Genomic DNA, 19,043 nt, shown 5'->3' with positions numbered 1-19,043 from the left:
GCCTCGCCCCGGGCCCCGATCGACGCCATCGCCCGTGGGGCGCCGCCGCCCGGTTCCGCGGCAGCCGGAGCAGTGCGACCGGACCGCCCGCTGCCCGACCGGTCCGGCGCGTCACCGAGCCGCCGCGTGCGCACCCCCAGGACGACGCCACGCCGCGCGTAGGGGTCCAGCCTCAGCACGCGACGCAGCGCGGCAAGGCCGTCCACCTCGACGATGAGCGTGTCGCCCTGGCCCTCGGCCCAGACACCGCCGTACAGCAGCACGCGGTCCCGGACCATCCGCTGCCAGTACGAGCGGTGCTCCGCCCCGGCCCGCGCCAGTTCCGCCCCGTCCCTCAGCCACCGTTCCACCAGGTACTTCATCGATGCTCCCGTCACGACATGTGCCCGGGTGAGGCCTGGGAACCCCGCCCTCCTGCACTGCACCCTGCGACCGCGCCCTACTGAACGGATCCCGTTCCGGTACCTGGCGACGGAATGTGTCCGGTAAATCACTGTGTACGCACCCTCCTCGGTTATTAACGTGAACGACGCATGCGTCGGCACGCGCGGAGAGCGCGAACCCGTTGTCGGGGGTGGAGAGGAAACGTGACGGAGCGGCGGCTTGCCCGGTTCAACATCCTCGGGACGCTCGAAGTGCTGACCGCCGACGGGGAGGTCCTTCCCACCGGTGGTCCCGTGCAGGAACGCGTCCTGGTCGCTCTGCTCCTCTCACCCGCGCGGGTCCTGCCCGTCAGCCGGCTGGTGGAGGTCGTCTGGGACGAGGAACCGCCCGCGACCGCGACGCACCAGATCCGCAAGGCCGTCGCGGAGCTGCGCCGCCGCATCCCCGGCGGGAGGGAGCTGATCGTCACCGAGGGCCCCGGCTACCGGGCGGCGGTGGGTCCCGGACTGCTGGACCTCACCGTCTTCTCCGAACTCCTGCGCGACGCGCGGCGCCAGGCCGCCGACCACCGGCCCGAGGAGGCGGTGGAGACGCTGCGTGAGGCGCTCTCCCTCTGGCGGGGTGCCGTACTGGTCGGCTCCGGCGGTGCGGTGATCACGGCGGCCTCGGCGGCGCTGGAGGACCGGCGCCTCGCGGCGCTGGAGCTCTTCTTCGAACTGCGTTTGGATCTGGGGGATTCCGGTGACCTCGTCGGTGACCTGCGCGACCTGGTGGCCGACCACCCGTTCCAGGAGACGTTCCGCGGCCAGCTGATGCTCGCCCTCCACCGATCCAGCCGCCAGTCCGAGGCGCTCACCGAGTTCACCCGGGTACGCGAACTCCTCGCCGAGGAGCTGGGCGTGGACCCCGGCACCAGGCTCGCCACCCTCCACGAGGGCATCCTGCGCAACAGCCCCGAGCTCGCCGCACCGCCGCGACGCCCCGTGGCCCGCCAGAGCCCGCCCGTCGAGACGCCTCCGCCGCCCCCGCCGCCGGCGGGGACCGACGCGGCCCCCGCCGCCGCGCCGCACTCCCGGGGCGCGGGTGGCGGGCACAGCGAGCCGCACCGCTGCACACTCCCCTACGACCTGCCCGACTTCACCGGCCGTCGCAAGGAGCTGGACCAGCTCCTCTCCCAGGGCGATCCCACCGGACGACCGGGCTCCCGCATCATGGCGATCGACGGGATGGGCGGCAGCGGCAAGACCTCGCTGGCCATCCGCACAGCCCACGAACTGGCCGACCGCTACCCGGACGCGCACCTCTACCTCGACCTCCGCGGACACACGCCCGGCGAGGCGCCGCTGGCGCCAGGCGCCGTTGCCGAGGGACTGCTCCGCATGCTGGACGTGCCCGGCGACCGCATCCCTGACGACGAGGCGGGCCGCATCGCGCTGTGGCGCTCCACCGTGCAGCGGTACCGGCTGCTGCTGCTCCTGGACAACACGATCGACAGCGCCCAGGTGGAACAGCTGCTGCCCGCGTCCGCCGACGCACTCGTGCTCATCACCAGCCGGTCCCGGCTCGTCGACCTCGACGGTGCGGAGTGGATCTCCCTCGGAGGGATGCCACCTGAGGAGAGTCGGGCCCTGGTCTCCCGCATGCTGGGGGAGGAGCGCACCGCCGCGGAACCCGAAGCCGTCGCCGAGCTGGTCGAGCTCTGCGCCCATCTGCCGCTCGCCCTGCGCATCGCCGCCGCCAAACTGCGCAACCGCCCCCGCTGGGCGGTCCGCCACCTGGTCGACCGACTCGGCGACGAGGCACGCCGATTGGACGAGCTCAGCTCGGGAACCCGCGGCGTCACCGCCACCCTGAACCTCACCTACGAGGGACTCAGCCCCGAACACCGGGCCGCCTTCCAGCTCCTCGACTGCCACCCCGGCGGCGACTTCGACCCGTACAGCGCCGCGGCGCTGCTGGGCACCGGATCCGCCGAGGCCGAGGAGGTGCTCGAACACCTGCTGGACACGCACCTCATGCAACAGCACGAGACGGGTCGGTACGTCTTCCACGACCTGGTCCGCAGCTTCGCCAAGTGGCTGCGGGGTCAAGAACGGCCCGGGCGCGTCGTCGGCGGCGACCGGGCGGCCGAGCGACTGCTCGACTACTACGTGGCCGCAACCGGCGCCGCCTGCGACGCGGCGTTCCCGGGCCGGGCCCCCGCCCACGGCACGGTGGCGGAAGCAGGCCGACCGTCGGTCGTGCTGCCCGTGCTGCGCACCCCGGGGCAGGCACGTCACTGGCTGGACCGGGAGGAGGAGAACCTGCTCGCCGCGCTCGCCCTCGCGGGGCGGCGCTCGCTCCACCGCCACTCGGCCGACCTCGGCCGCAACGTCGTCTTCCAACTCGACAGCCGCGGCCGTTTCGAGGAGTTCCGCGACGTCGCCGGCATCGCGGTCGCCGCAGCCCGCGAGCTGGGCGACCGCCACCTGCTGTCCCTCGGGCTGTCCAACCTGGCGGTCGCCGACTGGAAGCTCGGTGAGTTCACCGCCGGGCTCTCCGCCGCGCGCGAGAGCCTGGAACTGTCGGTCCGGCTGGCGGACCGCCGCGGCGAGGCCAAGAGCACCGGCATGCTGGGCCTGCTGCTGGCGACGCTGGGGCGGTACACGGAGGCGCTGCCGCACCTCGAACAGTCGATCGCGCTGAAGCGGCAGCTGGGAGCGCAGCGCGCCGAGGCGGAGTCGCTGACGAACCTCAGCTCCCTCTTCGAGCACATGGGGCGTTACGCCGAGGCGGCAGCCGCCGCCGAACGCTCCGTCGAGCTGAACCGCCGCATCGCCGCCCGTGAGAACGAGCTCGTCGCCCTCACCGACCTGGCGCTGTCGTACATGGGCCTCGGTGACGCGGGGGGTGCGCGGCGCTGCATCGACCGGGCGCTGAGCCTGGGCGACGACTCCGTACCGCTCGGCGACCACGCGCTGGCTCTCGCCGTCTCGGCCCGGCTGCGGCACGAGCGGGGCGAACGGGAGGACGCGGAGCTCCACGCGTGGAGGGCCCTGGAGCTCACCCGGGGCAGCTGCGCACCGATCCGCAGGGCCGCCGTGTGGAACATCCTGGGCGCCCTCCGCCTCGACAACGGGGACACCGACGGAGCCCGGCGGCTGCACGTGGACGCGCATCGCATCGCCTCGGCGGTGGGGTATCGCATCGAGGTCGCACGGGCGCTGCGCGGCACGGCAGCCGTCCTTGACGCACAGGGCGAGGCCACCGCTGCGGCGGCCCGTCGGGAGGAGGCGGCCGAGCTGCTGGGCTCGATGAGCGCTGCCGTCCCCGTAGCGGACTGACCGTCTGCCCCCGGCCCGAAGCGCCCGACGGCGGCACGGCCCCACGCCCGCGGGCGTGGGGCCGTGCCGCGTGGTGCTGGGCTCAGCTCTGACCGGAGGGGCCTTCGCCGGAGCCGTCGGAGGTGGGCCGGTCGGAGGGGCCTTCGCCGGAGCCGTCGGAGGTGGGCCGGTCGGAGGGGCCTTCGCCGGAGCCGTCGGAGGTCGGCCGGAAGGAGGGGCCCTCGCCGGAGCCGTCGGAGGTGGGCCGGTCGGAGGGGCCCTCGCCGGAGCCGTCGGAGGCCAGTACCTCGAACGCCGCCCCCGGTACGCCTGGCTGCGGAAGGGTCGGGCCCTCTCCTGACATGCCGGCCACCACGCCCGCCGCCAGTGCCATCGTGGTGAGAATCCCGGCCGACCGGAACCGCCTGCTGATCATCTTTGGTGCCCCCTCGTTGAACGGCTTCGACGAGGACCAACCTGCCGCCGACCGATCCCGGAACGGTCCGCTCCCGTTACCGCTCGTGTACCCCGCCCCCGGGGCACCCGGTGGAACGTCGGACGAGCCGGCGTGGGGCACCGCGCTCACCAGGGACTTCCGTGACCCAGCCCGACCTCACCCGGGTCCGCGGTACCCGGACGGCCTTCCGACGCACCCCCGTGCGGAACGGCTCCCGGTTCGCAGTCCCGCACGATGACGGTGACCTCGTCCGGGGCGCAACCGGTCACTCGGGACGTGGCGGCGGCCAGTTCGGAGACGAGGTGCGAGCGGCGCTCCCGGTCGTTCCCTTGCCACCAGTCGACGGTGATCACGGGCATCTGGTGCTCCTGACGGTACGGGGCGGTGGCGGCTCACTGCCGCGGCGCCCTGCGACGGGCCGCCGCGGATGCGCGGCCCGGAGTGACCGCCAGGGTGCCGCCGGCCGTTCCCGGGCCGTTCCTACCCCACTCCTCCCTCCCTGCCGACGAGCGGTGGACCCGGACGGAGCACCGCGGAACGAGACGGCGCCGGCCCCCGGTGGTTCACCACCCGGGACCGGCGCCGCGTCGTTCACCGCACCGCGTTCAGCGCGGCGGGTCGGACTTCAACTCGTTGAGGTGCGTCTCCTCGATCATCGGCGCCCGCGACCGGTACGCGGCGCGTCCGATCGCGAAACCGGAGATCGGCGAGGTCAGCAGCTGGAGCAGGATCGCCGGGATCAGCGTGAACACCGCGAGGGTGCTGGGCTTCCAGACGAGCACACCCAGCAGCAGGCAGATCATGCCCAGGCTGGACGCCTTGGCGACCGCGTTGGTCCGGTTGTAGACGTCCGGCAGTCGGACCAGACCGACCGCGCCCACACCCATCAGCAGCGCGCCCAGGACCACGAGTCCCTGCGCGACGACCATCTGGAGGTCCATCACGGCCGCCTTTCCACGAGGTGGGCGAGCGACATGGTGGTGAGGAAGCCCACGAGGGTCATCACCAGCACCAGGTCGAACAGGGAGGGGGAGTCACTGCGCACCGCGATGAGCGCGATGGCGGCGACCGAGATCACGAAGCCGAACTCCACGGCGACCACCCGGTCGGCCTTGGTCGGGCCGAACGCCATCCGGCCGATCGCCACGGCCATGGACAGCGCCAGGACCACGAGAACGATGTCGAGCAGCATCAGCGGCCCCCCTCCTCGGAGTCACGGTCGGTCGGCTTGCCGTCCGAGGCGGCCGGGGTCTCCGGCCGGGGCGGGAGTCCGCCGGACTCCCCGGACGGGCCGGCGGCGGTCGGCGCCGCGGCGCCGGGCACCGCCGGGCCGACCTGCTGGGCCGAGCCCACCGGCCGCCAGGCGGCCAGCAGCAGGTCCTCCAGGTAGTGCAGCCGCCGGCGGAACCGGCCGACGTCGCTCGCGTGCATGCCGTGGATGTACAGGGTCGCGGGCTCGTCGCGCAGGTCCAGCGAGAGGGTCCCCGGGGTGAGGGTCACCACCCCGACGAACAGGGTGCGCTCGCCCTTGGTACGGGAACGGAGCGGCATCGCGATGATCACCGGGGAGAGCCCGCTGCGCGGGGTGATGATCTCCCAGGCGACGATCACGTTGGACGCGATCAGTTCGTAGATGAAGTAGCCGACGAACCGGCCGATGCGGTAGCTCCTGACGGCGAATCGCCGCAGCCAGTCGATCATCCTCGCAGCACCGCCTCGGCCCAGATCGTCGGGTTGCTCAACACGTCGGCCGCGGTCTCGGCCGCCGCCAGCAGCGGCTGGGCGCCGATGCCGAGAGCGATGGTCACGACGCCGAGCACCACCGCAGGTGCCAGCAGCCCCGCCCGGGTGCGGGCGGTGTCCGGGAGCGGCGAGGGCAGTGCGCCGGCGAACGCCCCGGTCCAGATCTTCAGCAGCGGCAGCAGCGTCAGCAGGCTGACGATGACCGCCATCGCGGCCGGGAAGTACTGCTCGTCCATGACCGCCGCCCTGATCAGGCCGAACTTGGCCACGAACCCGGACATCGGCGGCAGGCCGGCCAGCGAGAGGGCCGCGACCGCGTACGCGGCGGCCAGCAGCTTCTCGCGTCCACCGAGCCCGCCGAGCAGACTGAGCCGTCCGGTGCCGTAGGCGGTCTCGATCGCGCCGGCGCAGAGCAGCAGCGCCGCCTTCACCGCCGCGTACTGCACCAGGAAGAACACCGTCGCGGCGAGCCCGGCGTGGGTGGCGAGCGCCAGCCCCAGCAGGACGTAACCGATCTGGCTGACCATGTCGAAGGCCAGGATCGACCGCAGGGTGTCCTGCCCGACCGCGGCCAGCACGCCGATCACCATGGTGAGGATCGCGCCGGTCATGATGACCCAGACGTACCGCTGGTCGCCGTCGTACATCACCGAGTAGACCCGGATGATGACGTAGGCGCCGGTCTTGGTGAGCAGACCGGAGAACAGGGCGGTGACGGCCGGCGACGCCTCCGGGTAGGTCCGGGGGAGCCAGCCGTGCATCGGCACCATGGCGGCCTTGGCGGCCATGGCCACCAGGATGACCGCGCCCGCCGCGGCGACGGTCGGATTCTCCGCCGCGGCGCCCGCGAGGACACCGAGGTTGAGGGTGCCGGCCGCGCCGTAGAGCATCGCCAGACCGGCGAGGAAGATCGTCGAGGCCAGCAGGTTGACCAGGAGGTAGATCCTGCCCGCCGCCAGCTTCGCCCGGCTGCCCGCCATGATCAGCAGCGCGTAGGACGGCAGCAGCATGACCTCGATCAGCACGAACAGGTTGAAGAGGTCCGCGGTGATGAAGGTGCCGTAGACGCCCGCCGACAGAATGAGCACCAGCGGGCCGAACAACGGCTCGGCCTCGTCGTCCCCGGCGGAGACCGCGAAGCTGTAGCAGACCAGCACCAGCAGCGACGAGACCGCCAGCATCAGGGCGCTGAACATGTCGATCGCGAAGGCGATCGAGATGCCCGGCCCCCAGTCGCCGACCTGGACCGCGTGGACGGAGCCGTCGGCAGTCCGGGCGATCATCACGCCGGCGATCACCAGGACCGCGGCGGAGACGCCCAGCACCACGTAGCGGCAGAGCCGCCGGTACTTGCCGCCCACCGCCACCACGCCGCCGGCGGCGAGCATGGGCGCGGCGATGGGAAGCGCGATCAGTGCGGTCGTCATCGTGCTCCCTCCCCGTCACCCTTGGCGCGCGGCGCGGTGGCGCCGTGCGTCGGTCCGTCGGTCGTGCTGGTGGTCACGTCGTCCTTCGTGCCGGTCCCGGCGGCGTCCGCCGCCACCGGGCTGTTCGGCGGTAGGTCGATGCCGTCGCGGGGGCCGGTGGCGGGCTCCGTCGAGAAGCTCTCCGGTCGGCCCGCGCGCGCCGCGGCGAGCGAGTCGAGGTCGTCGGGGGTGTCGGGACCCTCGCCCTCCGGCCCCTCACCGTGGTGCTTGCGGTGCAGCCCCTCGGCCCGCATCAGGGCCAGCAGGTAGACCGTGACACCCAGGGTGATGACGATCGCGGTCAGGACGAACGCCTGCGGCAGCGGGTCGGCGGCGACCTCGGGCGAGTTCTGCCCGAGGAGCGCCGGCGCGCGGCGCTCCAGCCCGCCGCTCGTCACGAAGAGGACGTTGACGGCGTGGCCGAGCAGGACGAACCCGAAGGTCGCCCGCAGCAGCTCGCGCTGGAGCATCAGGTAGACGCCGCCGGTCACCAGGATGCCCACGGTCAGGGCGGCGGTCATGAAACCTTCTCCTTCTTCTCCTTCGGCTGCGACCGGTCGGCGCGCCGGTCATCGGCCGCCTCGGCCGCCGGCGCCAGGGCACCCCGGCCCAGCCGGTCGACGGTGGCGATGACCATCGCGAGGACGATCAGGTAGACCCCCAGGTCGAACAGGAGAGAGGTGGAGACGGCGATGCTGACGCCCGGGAGGTCGAGGTACGTGCTCATCGGGGTGAAGAACGGGTCCCCGATCAGGGTGGACGTCAGCGCCACCCCGAGGCTGAGCACGATGCCGACCGCGGTCATCGGAGCCGGCCGCAGCCAGCGTCCGCCGGGGATCCTGCCGTGCGCCATGTAGCTGAACGCCACGGCGGCACCGACCACGAGGCTGGCGATGAAGCCGCCGCCCGGGTAGTAGTGCCCGCGGAAGAACAGGTACGCGGAGAGCGCCACGGCGATCGGTCCCACGATCTTGCTGGCTACCTGGAAGACCGAGTTGGCCGGTCGGGAGACCGCGCACTCCACGCTCGGTGCGTCCCGACGTCCGAGCAGCACGATCAGCGCCAGGGTGACCGTCCCGATGACGACCGACTCCCCGAGGGTGTCCGCGGCACGGAAGTCGACCAGGATGGTGTTGACGACGTTCTCGCCGCCGGTCTCGCCCTTCGCGTTGTCCAGCAGGTACTGGCCGAGCGAGGACATCTCACGCCCACCGGTGAAGGCGAGCGTGGCGACCGTGGCGGAGGCTCCGGCGAGCAGCGCGATCACCAGCGAACCGGAGAGCCGCGGCAGCTTGGGTCGCCGGTAGTGAATGGCGGTCCCGGCGAGCATCAGCACGGCGGCGACCGCGGTGAGCACCTCGGCCAGCAGCAGCGTCATGCCGACGTCGGGAGCGCCCGCGAGGACGAACCAGATCGCGATGAGCAACCCGAGGGTGCCCAGCATCGACACCGACACCAGGGTGGTGCGCGCGACGCAGCAGGCGACGACCACCAGGGTGATCAGCACCAGCAGCGGCCAGTCGAGGTCCGTGCCGGAGGCGGCGCTGTGCGCGTCCGGCAGGGTGCCCGAGGTCCACAGGGCCACGACCGCGAAGCCGATGAGCAGGGCCACCGGGCGCCACAGGTAGGCCGCGGTGGAGTCGCTGCTGTCCGGCTTGCCTATGACGGCGCCCAGCCGCACCACGGACCGGTACATCGCCTGGAAGATGTCGCCCGGCACAGGGATCCGCATCAACACGCGTTCGACGTGGTTCTGTGCGAAGAACAGGCACATACCGGCGGTGATCGCGATGGCGGTCATGCCGAGTTCGGGGGTGAACCCCGGCCAGAGTTTGAACTCCGTGGGTTCCCCGTTGGGGAAGACCGCGGTGACCGAGCTCTCCAGGACCGGGTTGAGCCAGCCGATCGCCGGGCCGAGCGCGAGGCCGGCGACGGCGGCGACGAGCGCCGGTGCGAGGAACGACTTGGCGGGCTCGTAGAGGCCGCGCTGGAGGGTGGGCCCGCCGAACGCCTCGTAGAAGATCCGCATGCCGTAGGTGAAGGTCAGCGCGGAGGCGACGATCGCCAGCGAGACGGCGGCGACGCCGGCGCCCGGCATGAAGTCGGCCTCAAGGTAGCCCTTGTACAGGTGTTCCTTGCTGACGAAGCCGATCAGCGGCGGCACGCCGGCGAGTGAGAGACCCGCGAGGCCGGTGACGGCCGCGGTCACCGGCATCACCCGCCGCAGACCGGACAGTTCGCGGATGTCGCGGCTGCCCGCCTCGCGGTCGATGATGCCGACCAGCATGAAGAGCGTCGCCTTGAACAGCGCGTGCGCGAAGGTGTGCAGCATCGCCGCGGCCAGCGCGGTGGCGGTGCCGACGCCGATGGCGCCGACGAGCAGGCCGAGCTGGCTGACGGTCGAGTAGGCGAGCAGCGCCTTGAGGTCGTGCTGGCGCAGCGCCCAGGTCGCGCCGAAGACGGCGGTCGCGAGACCGACGATGATCAGCGTCGCGGACCAGGCGGTCTGCCCGGCGAAGACCGACGAGAAGCGCAGCAGCAGGTAGATGCCGGCCTTCACCATGGCGGCGGCGTGCAGGTAGGCGCTGACCGGCGTGATGGCCGACATGGCGCCCGGCAGCCAGGAGTGGAAGGGCAGCTGGGCCGACTTGGTGAAGGCGGCCAGGATGATCAGCGCGCCTGCCGGCCAGGCCAGCGGCGAGGAGAGCACCCGCTCCGGTTCGCCCAGGATCACACCGAGGTTGGTGGTCCCCGCGGCGACGGCCATCAGCACCGCGGCGGTGAGCAGGCCGAGGCCGCCGAGCGCGGTGACGAGGAACGCCTTCATGGCCGACGGGGTGGCGCCCGGGCCGGCGGAGGAGATCAGGACGAAGGAGCAGATGGTGGTCAGCTCCCAGAAGACCACCAGCAGGATGATGTCGTTGGCGAGGACCACACCGAGCATCGACGCCGCGAAGAGCGTGAGCCACATGTAGACGGTGGTGTGGTGGCCGTCCTCGGAGAGGTAGCGGGCGCAGTAGGCCAGGATCAGCGAACCTACGCCGAGGATGAGCAGGCAGAACAGCTGGGAGAGGCCGTCGAAGCGCAGCGAGAACTCGACGCCCAGCGCGGGCAGCCAGTTCCAGCTCGCGCTGAGGGTGTCGTCGCCGGGCGAACTGTAGGCCGCGTAGGCGATGATGACGAAGACGCTCAGGAACGCGCCGGCGAGGACGTATCCGGTGTTGCGGCCGAGACGTGAGCAGAGGGCGGGGACGAGCGTGGCGAGTCCGAAGAGGACGGCCAGGCCGATCAGCAGGGGCACGTGCGCTCCCGTCAGCTGTCGTCGGGGCCGGGGCGGTCGGACCACGCGCGGGGGAGGGCGTACGATACGACGCCTCCACCGTGTGCGGTCCTCACGGCCCTGGTGCCCGAACCTTGCCGGCCGCACCGGATCCGGTCACCCGGTACCCGGACGCGAGCGGGGGCGGCGGCGGTCCGGGGGCTTCCCGGTACCCGTGCCGTCAGCGCTCCTGGCGCAGCGGTCGACATGGTCCTCCTTGATCTGCGGCCGCCGGCCGCGATTGTCATGATCACTCGACGTCCGCATGACCTGGGGCGATGCGGACGTTCTGCCCCTCATCTTAGTTAGTTGGCCGAGCTAAATATCAACGTACGACGAACTCACCGAGGCGTGACGGCTCCCAACGGGGACTGGGGCCGCTCTCGGTGATGTGTCCGTGACATGTGACACGCGGATGTGCTGGCCATCCGCGTCCGATCACTATATCTACTTACCACCTGGTAGTGACTGTGGGGTTCATCGCAGCGACTGCGCGCCGCGTACCGGTGACGCCGCAGCGTGATCGCGCTTTCCGGGTGGGCGGGGCGCGGTTTGCGGAGATCCGGTGATCCCGCGGCGGGTGGCTCGTGTGCGTGGTTCCACGTCGAGGGCCGGTCTCGCGGAGGGGTGCGCGGCCGTCTCCCGTGGGGGTGGGGCGGGGGTGGAGCCGGCGGGGCCGGCGTCACCGAGCGTGTGCCTGCTGTGGGTTCTGTCACATTCCGTGGTCGTGCCCGTGTCGCGGGTCGGTAGCCGCCCGGTCCGTCGCTCGGCCGCTCGTGCGGCGGGGGTGCGGGTCGGTACGGGGTGTCCGGTTGACGGCGGCGTCGTCCGTTCAACAGGGATCATCACATCGGGCGAAACCCCGGCCCTCGCTTGCGGATTGCGACCCTCCGTTGTCAAGCTGTCGCTGTTCGTACATCCCGCAGGTCAGGGCCGGTCCGACCTGGGTGCCGCATGCCGGTCGCCCGCGTGCGGGGCGGGGCCGGGCCGCCGCAGTGCCCCGGGAGGGCCCGTGCCGTTCGGTGAGCAGCCCGCTTATCTCCGCGTCGCCGACGACCTCAGACGGCAGATCGCCGACGGTGCGCTGCCACCGCACGCCAAGCTGCCCTCCCAGGCGTCGATCCGGTCGCACTACGGCGTCTCGGACACGGTCGCGCTGGAGGCGCGCAAGGTGCTGATGGCCGAGGGCCTGGTGGAGGGCCGCTCCGGGTCGGGCACCTACGTCCGGGAGGCGGTACAGCCCCAGCGGCTGCACCGCAGCGGCTACCGCACCCTCGGGGAGTCCACCCCGTTCCGGCAGGAGCAGACCGACGAGCGCGTCGGCGGCACCTGGCGGGCGGTCAGCGAGCGGCGCGAGGCCGGCGGGCGGATCGCGGAGCGGCTCGGGGTGGGGCCGGGAGAGGAACTCATGTGCACTCGGTACGAGTTCCGGGTCGGCGACCGACCGATGATGATCTCCACCTCCTGGGAGCCGCTGCGGCTGACCGCCCGCACCCCGGTGATGCTCCCCGAGGAGGGGCCGCTGGCCGGGCGCGGCGTGGTGGAGCGGATGGCCGCGATCGAGCTGGTCGTGGACAACGTGGAGGAGGAGGTCGGCGCGCGGCCCGGGTTGGCGGAGGAGGCGATGGTACTCGGCGGGCACCCGGGGCAGACGGTGATCGTCATCAGCCGGACCTACCGCGCGGGCAGCCTCCCGGTGGAGACGGCGGACGTGGTGGTCTCGGCCGAGCGGTACCGGGTCGCCTACCACCTGCCGGTGCGCTGAGCCGCCCTCGGGGCAAGGCAGGAGCAGCGGCAGGGGCGCTGGTCATCCGCGGAGCGGGAGTTCGAACCAGACGGTCTTGCCGATGGGGCCCTGGCGCGTTCCCCAGCGGCGGGCGGTGCGGGAGACCAGTTGCAACCCGCGTCCGCCCTCGTCGTCCAGGGCGGGGTGCCGCACCCGCGGCGGGTCCGGCAGCGGGTCGCTCACCTCCACCAGCAGGTCGTGCTCGCCCCGCACCAGCCGCACCCCGACCGGGCCGTCGGCGTAGCGGAGCGCGTTGGTGAACAACTCGCTGACCAGCAGCAGCGCGGTGTCGACCAGGCCGGTGAGCCCCCAGGCGAGCAGGGTCCGGCCTACCAGGGTGCGGGCACGCGCCACCTCGGAGCGGTGCGCGGGGAACATCCACGAGGAGGTGGAGTCGTCCGGGACGCCGCCCAGCCGGACAGCCAGCAGGGCCACGTCGTCGGCGTCGTTGCCGGGAGTGAGGGCGCCGACCACCCGGTCGCACAGTGCGTCCAGCGAGGGCATCGGGCCGCTGACCGCGGCGAGTTCCGCGCAGAGCCGGTCGATGCCGTCGGTGATGTCCTCCCCGCGCCGTTCGATGAGGCCGTCGGTGTAGAGGACCAGGATGGCGCCCTCGGGGACGGCGACGCGCTGCTCCTCGAACTCGCCGGCGGCCAGCCCGAGCGGCGTGCCCTCGGGGAGTTGGAGCGGGCGGGCGTGCCACCGACCGCTGTCCTCCGCGCGGGTGAGCAGGATCGGAGGGACGTGTCCCGCCTTGGCGATGACGCACTCGCGGGTTCCGGGGTCGTAGCGCACGTAGACGCCCGTCGCCATCAGTGGCTCGTCCCGGCCCTCGTTGATGTCCTCGCCCGCCTGGTTGACGCGGCGGAGCAGCTCGCCCGGCGGCATGTCGAGATGGGCGAGGGTGACGATGGCGCTGCGGAGCCTGCCCATGGTGGCGGCGGCGCTCAGGCCGTGGCCCATGACGTCCCCGATAGCGAAGGCGGCGTGGCCGCCGGCGAGGGGGATGACGTCGAACCAGTCGCCGCCGGCCTCGGTGCCGCTGGTGGCGGGGACGTAGCGGTGCCCGATCTGGACGCCGGGGGGCTCCTTGATGCGCTGGGGGAGCAGGCTGCGCTGGAGGATCAGCGCGCCGTCGCGTTCCCGGGCGTAGAGGCGGGCGTTGTCGAGCGTCACGGAGGCACGACCGGCGATCTCCTTCGCGAGGTCCAGGTCGTCGCGGGAGAACGCGACCCGGTCCCCGCCGCGGCTGGCGACGAGGATGCCGAGCAGCGTGCCGCGGGCGCGCAGCGGCACCAGCATCAGCGAGTGGACGCCGAGGTCGAGCATCGCGGTGACGCGGGGGTCCTCGGGGAACGTCAGGACGTGGCTCTCGCCGCGGGGGTCGAGCACCCAGGGGCGCCCGGTGGTCAGCACGCGGTCGAAGACCGATCCCTTCTCGAACCGGACCACGGCCTCCCGCTGGAGCATCCGTCCGACGCCGGCGGTCTGCTCCTCGGAGGCGATGCCGGCCTGGATCATGGCGCTGCCGGCGATGCGGTCCATGGCGGGCAGGTCGCCGCCGACGGCGACGGCGCGCAGCAGCACCACCGAGGCGTAGTCGGTGAATCGGGGTACCAGGACACCCGCCAGTGCCTCGGCGACGCTGTGGACGTCGAGCCGGTCGCCGAGGGCCACTCCGACGTCGTTCAGCATCGACAGCCGCCGGCGGGACTGCTCGATCTTGTCGAGCGCCTCCCGTCGTTCGGTGATGTCGAGGGTGACGCAGCTGACGCCGAGGTGGTTGCCGTGGCGGTCGGTGAGCCGTCCGAACGACAGCGAGTGGGCGCCGTGGCCGTCGGCGGTCAGGGCGACCACGTCGACGGCGGGCCGCCCGCTGGCCAGCACCTCCCGCTGGAGCTCGTAGACCTCGGAGGCGGCCTGCGCGGGCAGCAGCTCCATCACGGTCCGGCCGACGACCTGCTCGGGGGTGAGGTTGTAGAGCGTGGCGAGCGCCTCGTTGATGCGGGCCACGCGCAGGTCGGTGTCGAAGACCGCGATCCCGATGGGGGAGGTCGCGAAGACGGTGTCAAGGGCGCCGAGGTCCTGCTCGACCTCCCGCAGTCGCGAGGTCTCGACCAGGTTGGCGAGAAAGAAGGGGGTCCCCTGGGGGTCGCGCAGCAGGGTGGCGCGGCACTCCACGTCCACGACCGTCTCGTCGCGGCTCCGCATGGGGAGCACGCCGCGCCACGCGCCGTGACGAAGGAGTTCCCGGGTCGCCAGGGGAACCTGCTGACTTCCCGGTGGCGCGAGGAAGTCGGCGAGCGGCCTGCCGACCGCTTCGGATCCGGGCCAGCCGAGGATCTCCTCCGCGGCCGGGTTCCACAGGGCCACCCGGCCCCGGCCGTCGATGATGACGAGACCGAGCCGCAGCGCGTCGAGCAGCGAGAGGTCGGCATGGCGGGACACGGCGGCGACCTGCGATCGCCGGGGTTCCTCCGTGCTGGTGCCCACGTCCACGTCCCTGATCGGGTGCTCTCCGGCTGATGCGGAGTTTCGGACTGTTTGTCCGTATACCCGATTGTGCCCGTTATCAGGGACGCGGGGCGTCGGTGCCTTCCTCGACACGCTCGACCAGGTAGTGGCCGGCGTCCACCGGACGGGTGGGTGTGCCCAGCTCCAGGCGGCCCATCAGGCGCTGTGCGTCGGCGCGGGTGGTGCAGTGCCCGATGCGGTAGCGGTGTCCGTTCTCGTCGAGTCGGATGACCTGCCACAGGCGCGCGTTGATATCGCTCATCCTCACCCCCCTCAGCGCATATGCCACGAGGGTACGTGCGAGACGTGCTCCCGCGTACGGAACTGGCCACAGCGTGCGCCGTGAACTCGCGCTCCGGCTCATGCGCCCGGCGAGCGCTGGGCGCGCAGCGGGCGTGCGGCGGTTGTCCCGAGCGGCGGGGACGGCGCGGGGCCGGCGCGGGGCCGGCGGTGCGGACCGATGGCGCGGCCGGCTCCCGACACCGGTCCGCGCCGCCGCTCCCGCTGCTCGGTGCCCGGTCGAACGCGACCTGTCACGGCTTGCCGCGGCGGGTGGCGGCGGAAAGACCGGGCGGCTTGCGCCGTCCGGGTGGCAGGCCCTCGGTCCTCGCCGCGCCTCAGCTCCTCCGGCGCTCGCCTGGCCTTGGCTTGGGGATTGGTGTGATCAGCCGATAGGCCGAGCGTATGGGTGGACCCGGAGGTAAACAGGATGAGTGGACGGCCCCCGAAGGTCGCCCGGCCCCGCCGCGGCGGGGTGCCCCGCCGCACCGCGGCACTGCTGGCCGGCGCGTTGCTCGCCCCACTTCTCGCCGCCTGCGGCGCCGCGGACGACCCGGACGACGTGCCCCCGTCCCACGCGGTGGCCACCGCCGACCGCGCCGCCCTCACCGAGGGCGGCACCCTCACCTGGGCCGTCGACGCCGTGCCCGGCACCCTCAACGCCTACCAGCGCGACGCGGACGAGGTCACCGACCGCGTCGCCCAGGCCGTCCTCCCCATGCTCCACACCCTCGACGAGGCGGGCCGCCCCGAGCCCAACCCCGACTTCCTCGTCTCCGCCGAGGTCACCGCCCGCGAACCCCGCCAGACGGTGGTGTACACCCTCAACCCCGAGGCCCGCTGGAGCGACGGCCGACCGCTCTCCGCCGATGACCTCGTCTCCCAGTGGAAGGCGCTCGCGGGACGCGACAACGCGTACTGGAGTGCCCGCAACGCCGGGTACGACCGGATCGACAGCGTGGAACCCGGCGAAACCGACGGCGAGGTCCGTGTGACCTTCACCAAGCCCTACGCCGACTGGCGCGGCCTGTTCAGCCCGCTCTACCCCCAGTCCGTCACCGAGGACCCCGAAGCCTTCAACGAGGGCGCGCGCGACACCCTCGACGTCGGAGCGGGCCCCTTCCTGCTGGACGCCGTCGACCGCGACGCCGGTCACGTCGTGCTGGTCCGCAACGAGGACTGGTGGGGCGACCGCGCACTGCTCGACCGGCTCGTGCTGGCCGCCGTTCCGCACGACCAGCGACTCCGCTCCCTGGCAGCCGGCCGCCTCCACGTCGCCGAGATCACCGCCGCCGAGGCCGACCGGGTCACCGCCGCCGCCCCCGGAGACGCCGAGCAGGCAGCTCCCGCCGCCTCCGGCTCGGCGACCGACCTGCCGGCCCCCGGCGAGGACGACCCCGCCGCCACCGGCGATGGCATGGACGGCGCCGCCGCGCCCGCCGCGGCGCCCTCCCGGGTGGCGGGGGTCGGGGCGGCCGGGGGCATCGCCTAGGCTCAGGCGCCATGAGCGTGCGTGACGAGCTGCTGCGGCAGATCCAGGACAAGGCCGTGGTCCACGGCCGGGTGACCCTGTCCTCCGGCCTGGAGGCCGACAACTACATCGACCTGCGGCGGATCACCATGGACGCGACGGCTGCGCCGCTGGTCGGCCGGATGATGCTGGACGCCACCGCCGACCTGGAGTTCGACGCCGTCGGCGGACTCACGCTGGGCGCCGACCCGGTGGCGACCTCGATGCTGCACGCCGCCGCCGCGCGCGGTCGCGAGCTGAACGCGTTCGTCGTCCGCAAGGCGCAGAAGGCGCACGGGATGCAGCGTCGCATCGAGGGCCCGGACATCGCCGGCCGTCGGGTCCTCGTTGTCGAGGACACCTCCACCACCGGCGGCTCGCCGCTCACCGCCGTCGAGGCGGCGCGTGAGGTGGGCGCCGAGGTGGTCGCCGTCGCCACCATCGTCGAGCGCGGCGCCGCCGTTGCGATCGCCGAGGCCGGACTGGAGTACCGCAACATCTTCACGTTGGCCGACCTCGGTCTGAGCTGACCTCGGCGCGAGCCGAGCCCGTCCGCCTCCGACCGCCCCGGCTCCGGCCAGGCCGCCCCGCCCACCACTCCCCGACCCTTGGGGAGCGGCCGGGCGGGCGCGGTGCTCAGGCCCCGCCGCGGGCCCCGGCCTTCAGCCCTGCGGCGAGGCCGGACGTCAACGCGTCGCCGCCCCGGCGGCCCCCGCACGGGTGCCCGCTACTGTGCGCCCCGCAGCGGTGTCCGACACCGCGCGTCCCCCTGGGGCCGCCACCGTTCGCACGCGCTCCCGCCCGTCCGGCGGCCCGCCCCGCCCGCTCGCCGCGCCACTCTTTCGCCGCAGCTCCGGCCCGCGAACCACCGCAGCTCCTGCCCCGAACCCCCGCCGCGTCGGCCGCCGGTCCGGCCGACCACCCGGGACCGGTGTGCGGGCCGGGCTGACCCGTGCGGGGGCGTCTGCGAGGATGGGCGGGACTCAGACGACGCAGCGGTCGTCTCCGTGGCCCGCGGGCCGGTGGGCGAGGTCGGGCGCCCCACCGGAGTTCGCCGGGCCGTGGGGCGCGCCCGCGCCGCATCGTGGCGACCCGCGTGACCGACACCGCACACCCCGAGGAGCGGACAGATGCCCATCGCGACCCCTGAGGTCTACAACGAGATGCTCGACCGGGCGAAGGCAAACAGGTTCGCCTACCCGGCCATCAACGTCACCTCGACCCAGACGCTGCACGCGGCCCTGCGCGGCTTCGCGGAGGCGGAGAGCGACGGCATCGTCCAGATCTCCACCGGCGGCGCGGAGTTCCTCGGCGGCCAGTACTCCAAGGACATGGTCACCGGCTCGGTCGCGCTGGCCGAGTTCGCGCACGTCGTGGCGGCGAAGTACCCGGTCAACATCGCGCTCCACACCGACCACTGCCCCAAGGGCAAGCTGGACGGCTACGTCCGCCCGCTGCTGGAGGTCTCCCGCGAGCGCGTCGAGCGCGGTCAGAACCCGCTGTTCCAGTCGCACATGTGGGACGGCTCCGCCGAGACCCTCGCCGACAACCTGGAGATCGGGCGCGAGCTGCTGACGCTGGCCGCCGCCGCCAAGATCATCCTTGAGGTCGAGATCACCCCGACCGGCGGCGAGGAGGACGGCGTCACCCACGAGATCAACGACGAGCTGTACACCACCGTCGACGACGCGCTCCGCACCGCGGAGGCGCTCGGCCTCGGCGAGCACGGCCGCTACCTGCTCGCGGCCTCCTTCGGCAACGTGCACGGCGTGTACAAGCCCGGCAACGTCGTGCTCCGCCCCGAGCTGCTGAAGGACCTCCAGGAGGGCGTCGGCGCCAAGTACGGCAAGCAGGAGCCGTTCGACTTCGTCTTCCACGGCGGCTCGGGCTCCACCCCCGAGGAGATCGCCACCTCGCTGGGGAACGGCGTCGTGAAGATGAACCTCGACACCGACACCCAGTACGCCTTCACCCGCCCCGTCGCCGACCACATGCTCCGCAACTACGCGGGCGTGCTGAAGGTCGACGGCGAGGTCGGCGACAAGAAGACGTACGACCCCCGCAGCTGGGGCAAGCTGGCCGAGGGCTCGATGGCCGAGCGCGTCACCCGCGCCTGCGCCGACCTGCGCTCCACCGGCACCCGCCTGAAGTGACCGCCTGAGGCGATCCACCGCGGGCGCCCCCGGCGCCCGTGACCGGCCGTGTCCGGCGGGCCGGGGAGCGAAACCGCTCCCCGGCCCGTCGGTCGGGCGGCCCGGCCCGGCCGCCCGCCGCCGGTGCCCG

General features: G+C 72.9%; 16 protein-coding genes. 5 read left to right on the top strand and 11 right to left on the bottom strand.

Going from position 1 to position 19,043, the window contains the following annotated elements; translation table 11 throughout:
• A partial coding sequence (locus HCJ92_RS13105) for a YciI family protein (RefSeq protein ID WP_476718358.1) occupies nucleotides 1–362 on the bottom strand: 362 nt, incomplete at its 3' end.
• A 225-nt stretch (nucleotides 363–587) separates the two neighbouring features.
• On the opposite strand from HCJ92_RS13105, the gene HCJ92_RS13100 reads away from it, so the two are divergent.
• Nucleotides 588–3,707 (top strand): AfsR/SARP family transcriptional regulator, encoded by a 3,120-nt coding sequence (locus tag HCJ92_RS13100; protein WP_338054155.1) that lies wholly within the window; start codon nucleotides 588–590, stop codon nucleotides 3,705–3,707.
• Nucleotides 3,708–3,789: 82 nt separating this feature from the next.
• On the opposite strand, the gene HCJ92_RS13095 is transcribed toward HCJ92_RS13100, so the two are convergent.
• From HCJ92_RS13095 to mbhE, 8 genes are all read right to left on the bottom strand, one after another.
• Nucleotides 3,790–4,122 (bottom strand): hypothetical protein, encoded by a 333-nt coding sequence (locus HCJ92_RS13095; protein WP_167933737.1) that lies wholly within the window; start codon nucleotides 4,120–4,122, stop codon nucleotides 3,790–3,792.
• A gap of 146 nt (nucleotides 4,123–4,268) precedes the next feature.
• A complete protein-coding gene (locus tag HCJ92_RS13090; RefSeq protein WP_167933736.1) occupies nucleotides 4,269–4,502 on the bottom strand; it encodes a tautomerase family protein in 234 nt (77 codons plus the stop codon).
• A 246-nt stretch (nucleotides 4,503–4,748) separates the two neighbouring features.
• Nucleotides 4,749–5,084, bottom strand: a complete 336-nt coding sequence (gene mnhG, locus HCJ92_RS13085; RefSeq protein ID WP_167933735.1) for a monovalent cation/H(+) antiporter subunit G — start codon at nucleotides 5,082–5,084, stop codon at nucleotides 4,749–4,751.
• Nucleotides 5,084–5,335 (bottom strand): MrpF/PhaF family protein, encoded by a 252-nt coding sequence (locus HCJ92_RS13080; protein ID WP_209311065.1) that lies wholly within the window; start codon nucleotides 5,333–5,335, stop codon nucleotides 5,084–5,086. The genes mnhG and HCJ92_RS13080 overlap by 1 nt, the downstream gene beginning before the upstream one ends.
• Nucleotides 5,335–5,844 (bottom strand): Na+/H+ antiporter subunit E, encoded by a 510-nt coding sequence (locus HCJ92_RS13075; protein WP_167933734.1) that lies wholly within the window; start codon nucleotides 5,842–5,844, stop codon nucleotides 5,335–5,337. The genes HCJ92_RS13080 and HCJ92_RS13075 overlap by 1 nt, the downstream gene beginning before the upstream one ends.
• On the bottom strand, nucleotides 5,841–7,313 hold the full coding sequence (locus tag HCJ92_RS13070; protein WP_167933733.1) for a proton-conducting transporter transmembrane domain-containing protein: 1,473 nt from the start codon (nucleotides 7,311–7,313) through the stop codon (nucleotides 5,841–5,843). The genes HCJ92_RS13075 and HCJ92_RS13070 overlap by 4 nt, the downstream gene beginning before the upstream one ends.
• On the bottom strand, nucleotides 7,310–7,873 hold the full coding sequence (locus HCJ92_RS13065) for a sodium:proton antiporter (protein ID WP_167933732.1): 564 nt from the start codon (nucleotides 7,871–7,873) through the stop codon (nucleotides 7,310–7,312). The genes HCJ92_RS13070 and HCJ92_RS13065 overlap by 4 nt, the downstream gene beginning before the upstream one ends.
• Nucleotides 7,870–10,653 (bottom strand): hydrogen gas-evolving membrane-bound hydrogenase subunit E, encoded by a 2,784-nt coding sequence (gene mbhE, locus HCJ92_RS13060; RefSeq protein WP_167933731.1) that lies wholly within the window; start codon nucleotides 10,651–10,653, stop codon nucleotides 7,870–7,872. Before mbhE ends, HCJ92_RS13065 begins: the two co-directional genes overlap by 4 nt.
• Before the next feature lie 1,030 nt (nucleotides 10,654–11,683).
• On the opposite strand from mbhE, the gene HCJ92_RS13055 reads away from it, so the two are divergent.
• On the top strand, nucleotides 11,684–12,436 hold the full coding sequence (locus tag HCJ92_RS13055; RefSeq protein ID WP_167933730.1) for a GntR family transcriptional regulator: 753 nt from the start codon (nucleotides 11,684–11,686) through the stop codon (nucleotides 12,434–12,436).
• Between the two features lie 42 nt (nucleotides 12,437–12,478).
• Here the strand turns inward: HCJ92_RS13055 and HCJ92_RS13050 are convergent, their stop codons facing one another.
• Nucleotides 12,479–14,950 carry a SpoIIE family protein phosphatase gene (locus HCJ92_RS13050; RefSeq protein ID WP_338054154.1) on the bottom strand — a complete coding sequence of 824 codons (2,472 nt, stop codon included), beginning with the start codon at nucleotides 14,948–14,950 and terminating at the stop codon, nucleotides 12,479–12,481.
• Between the two features lie 79 nt (nucleotides 14,951–15,029).
• Nucleotides 15,030–15,233, bottom strand: coding sequence for an SPOR domain-containing protein (locus HCJ92_RS13045; RefSeq protein WP_167933729.1), 204 nt, complete (start codon nucleotides 15,231–15,233; stop codon nucleotides 15,030–15,032).
• A gap of 447 nt (nucleotides 15,234–15,680) precedes the next feature.
• Here HCJ92_RS13045 and HCJ92_RS13040 point away from each other — a divergent pair, with 447 nt between their 5' ends.
• The 3 genes from HCJ92_RS13040 to fbaA all read left to right on the top strand — a co-directional run bounded on the left by HCJ92_RS13040 (nucleotide 15,681) and on the right by fbaA (nucleotide 18,913).
• A complete protein-coding gene (locus HCJ92_RS13040) occupies nucleotides 15,681–16,742 on the top strand; it encodes an ABC transporter substrate-binding protein (protein ID WP_167933728.1) in 1,062 nt (353 codons plus the stop codon).
• Nucleotides 16,743–16,753: 11 nt separating this feature from the next.
• Nucleotides 16,754–17,290: an orotate phosphoribosyltransferase gene (gene pyrE, locus HCJ92_RS13035; protein WP_167933727.1), complete on the top strand. Its 537-nt coding sequence runs from the start codon at nucleotides 16,754–16,756 to the stop codon at nucleotides 17,288–17,290.
• 600 nt (nucleotides 17,291–17,890) lie between these two features.
• Nucleotides 17,891–18,913 (top strand): class II fructose-bisphosphate aldolase, encoded by a 1,023-nt coding sequence (gene fbaA, locus HCJ92_RS13030; protein ID WP_167933726.1) that lies wholly within the window; start codon nucleotides 17,891–17,893, stop codon nucleotides 18,911–18,913.
• The last annotated feature ends 130 nt before the right edge of the window (nucleotides 18,914–19,043 follow it).

The organism is Streptomyces spiramenti, from assembly GCF_012034385.1.
Lineage (GTDB): Bacteria > Actinomycetota > Actinomycetes > Streptomycetales > Streptomycetaceae > Streptomyces > Streptomyces spiramenti.
The sequence above is the reverse complement of the archived record's forward strand: the minus strand, read 5'-3'. Positions and strand labels throughout refer to the sequence as shown.

Bases quoted from the DNA above. Each gene is read 5' to 3' on its own strand.
- HCJ92_RS13095 (WP_167933737.1), bottom strand. From the start codon at position 4,122: ATGATCAGCAGGCGGTTCCGGTCGGCCGGGATTCTCACCACGATGGCA.
- HCJ92_RS13090 (WP_167933736.1), bottom strand. From the start codon at position 4,502: ATGCCCGTGATCACCGTCGACTGGTGGCAAGGGAACGACCGGGAGCGC.
- mnhG (WP_167933735.1), bottom strand. From the start codon at position 5,084: ATGGACCTCCAGATGGTCGTCGCGCAGGGACTCGTGGTCCTGGGCGCG.
- HCJ92_RS13080 (WP_209311065.1), bottom strand. From the start codon at position 5,335: ATGCTGCTCGACATCGTTCTCGTGGTCCTGGCGCTGTCCATGGCCGTG.
- HCJ92_RS13075 (WP_167933734.1), bottom strand. From the start codon at position 5,844: ATGATCGACTGGCTGCGGCGATTCGCCGTCAGGAGCTACCGCATCGGC.
- HCJ92_RS13070 (WP_167933733.1), bottom strand. From the start codon at position 7,313: ATGACGACCGCACTGATCGCGCTTCCCATCGCCGCGCCCATGCTCGCC.
- HCJ92_RS13065 (WP_167933732.1), bottom strand. From the start codon at position 7,873: ATGACCGCCGCCCTGACCGTGGGCATCCTGGTGACCGGCGGCGTCTAC.
- HCJ92_RS13045 (WP_167933729.1), bottom strand. From the start codon at position 15,233: ATGAGCGATATCAACGCGCGCCTGTGGCAGGTCATCCGACTCGACGAG.
- HCJ92_RS13040 (WP_167933728.1), top strand. From the start codon at position 15,681: ATGAGTGGACGGCCCCCGAAGGTCGCCCGGCCCCGCCGCGGCGGGGTG.
- pyrE (WP_167933727.1), top strand. From the start codon at position 16,754: ATGAGCGTGCGTGACGAGCTGCTGCGGCAGATCCAGGACAAGGCCGTG.
- fbaA (WP_167933726.1), top strand. From the start codon at position 17,891: ATGCCCATCGCGACCCCTGAGGTCTACAACGAGATGCTCGACCGGGCG.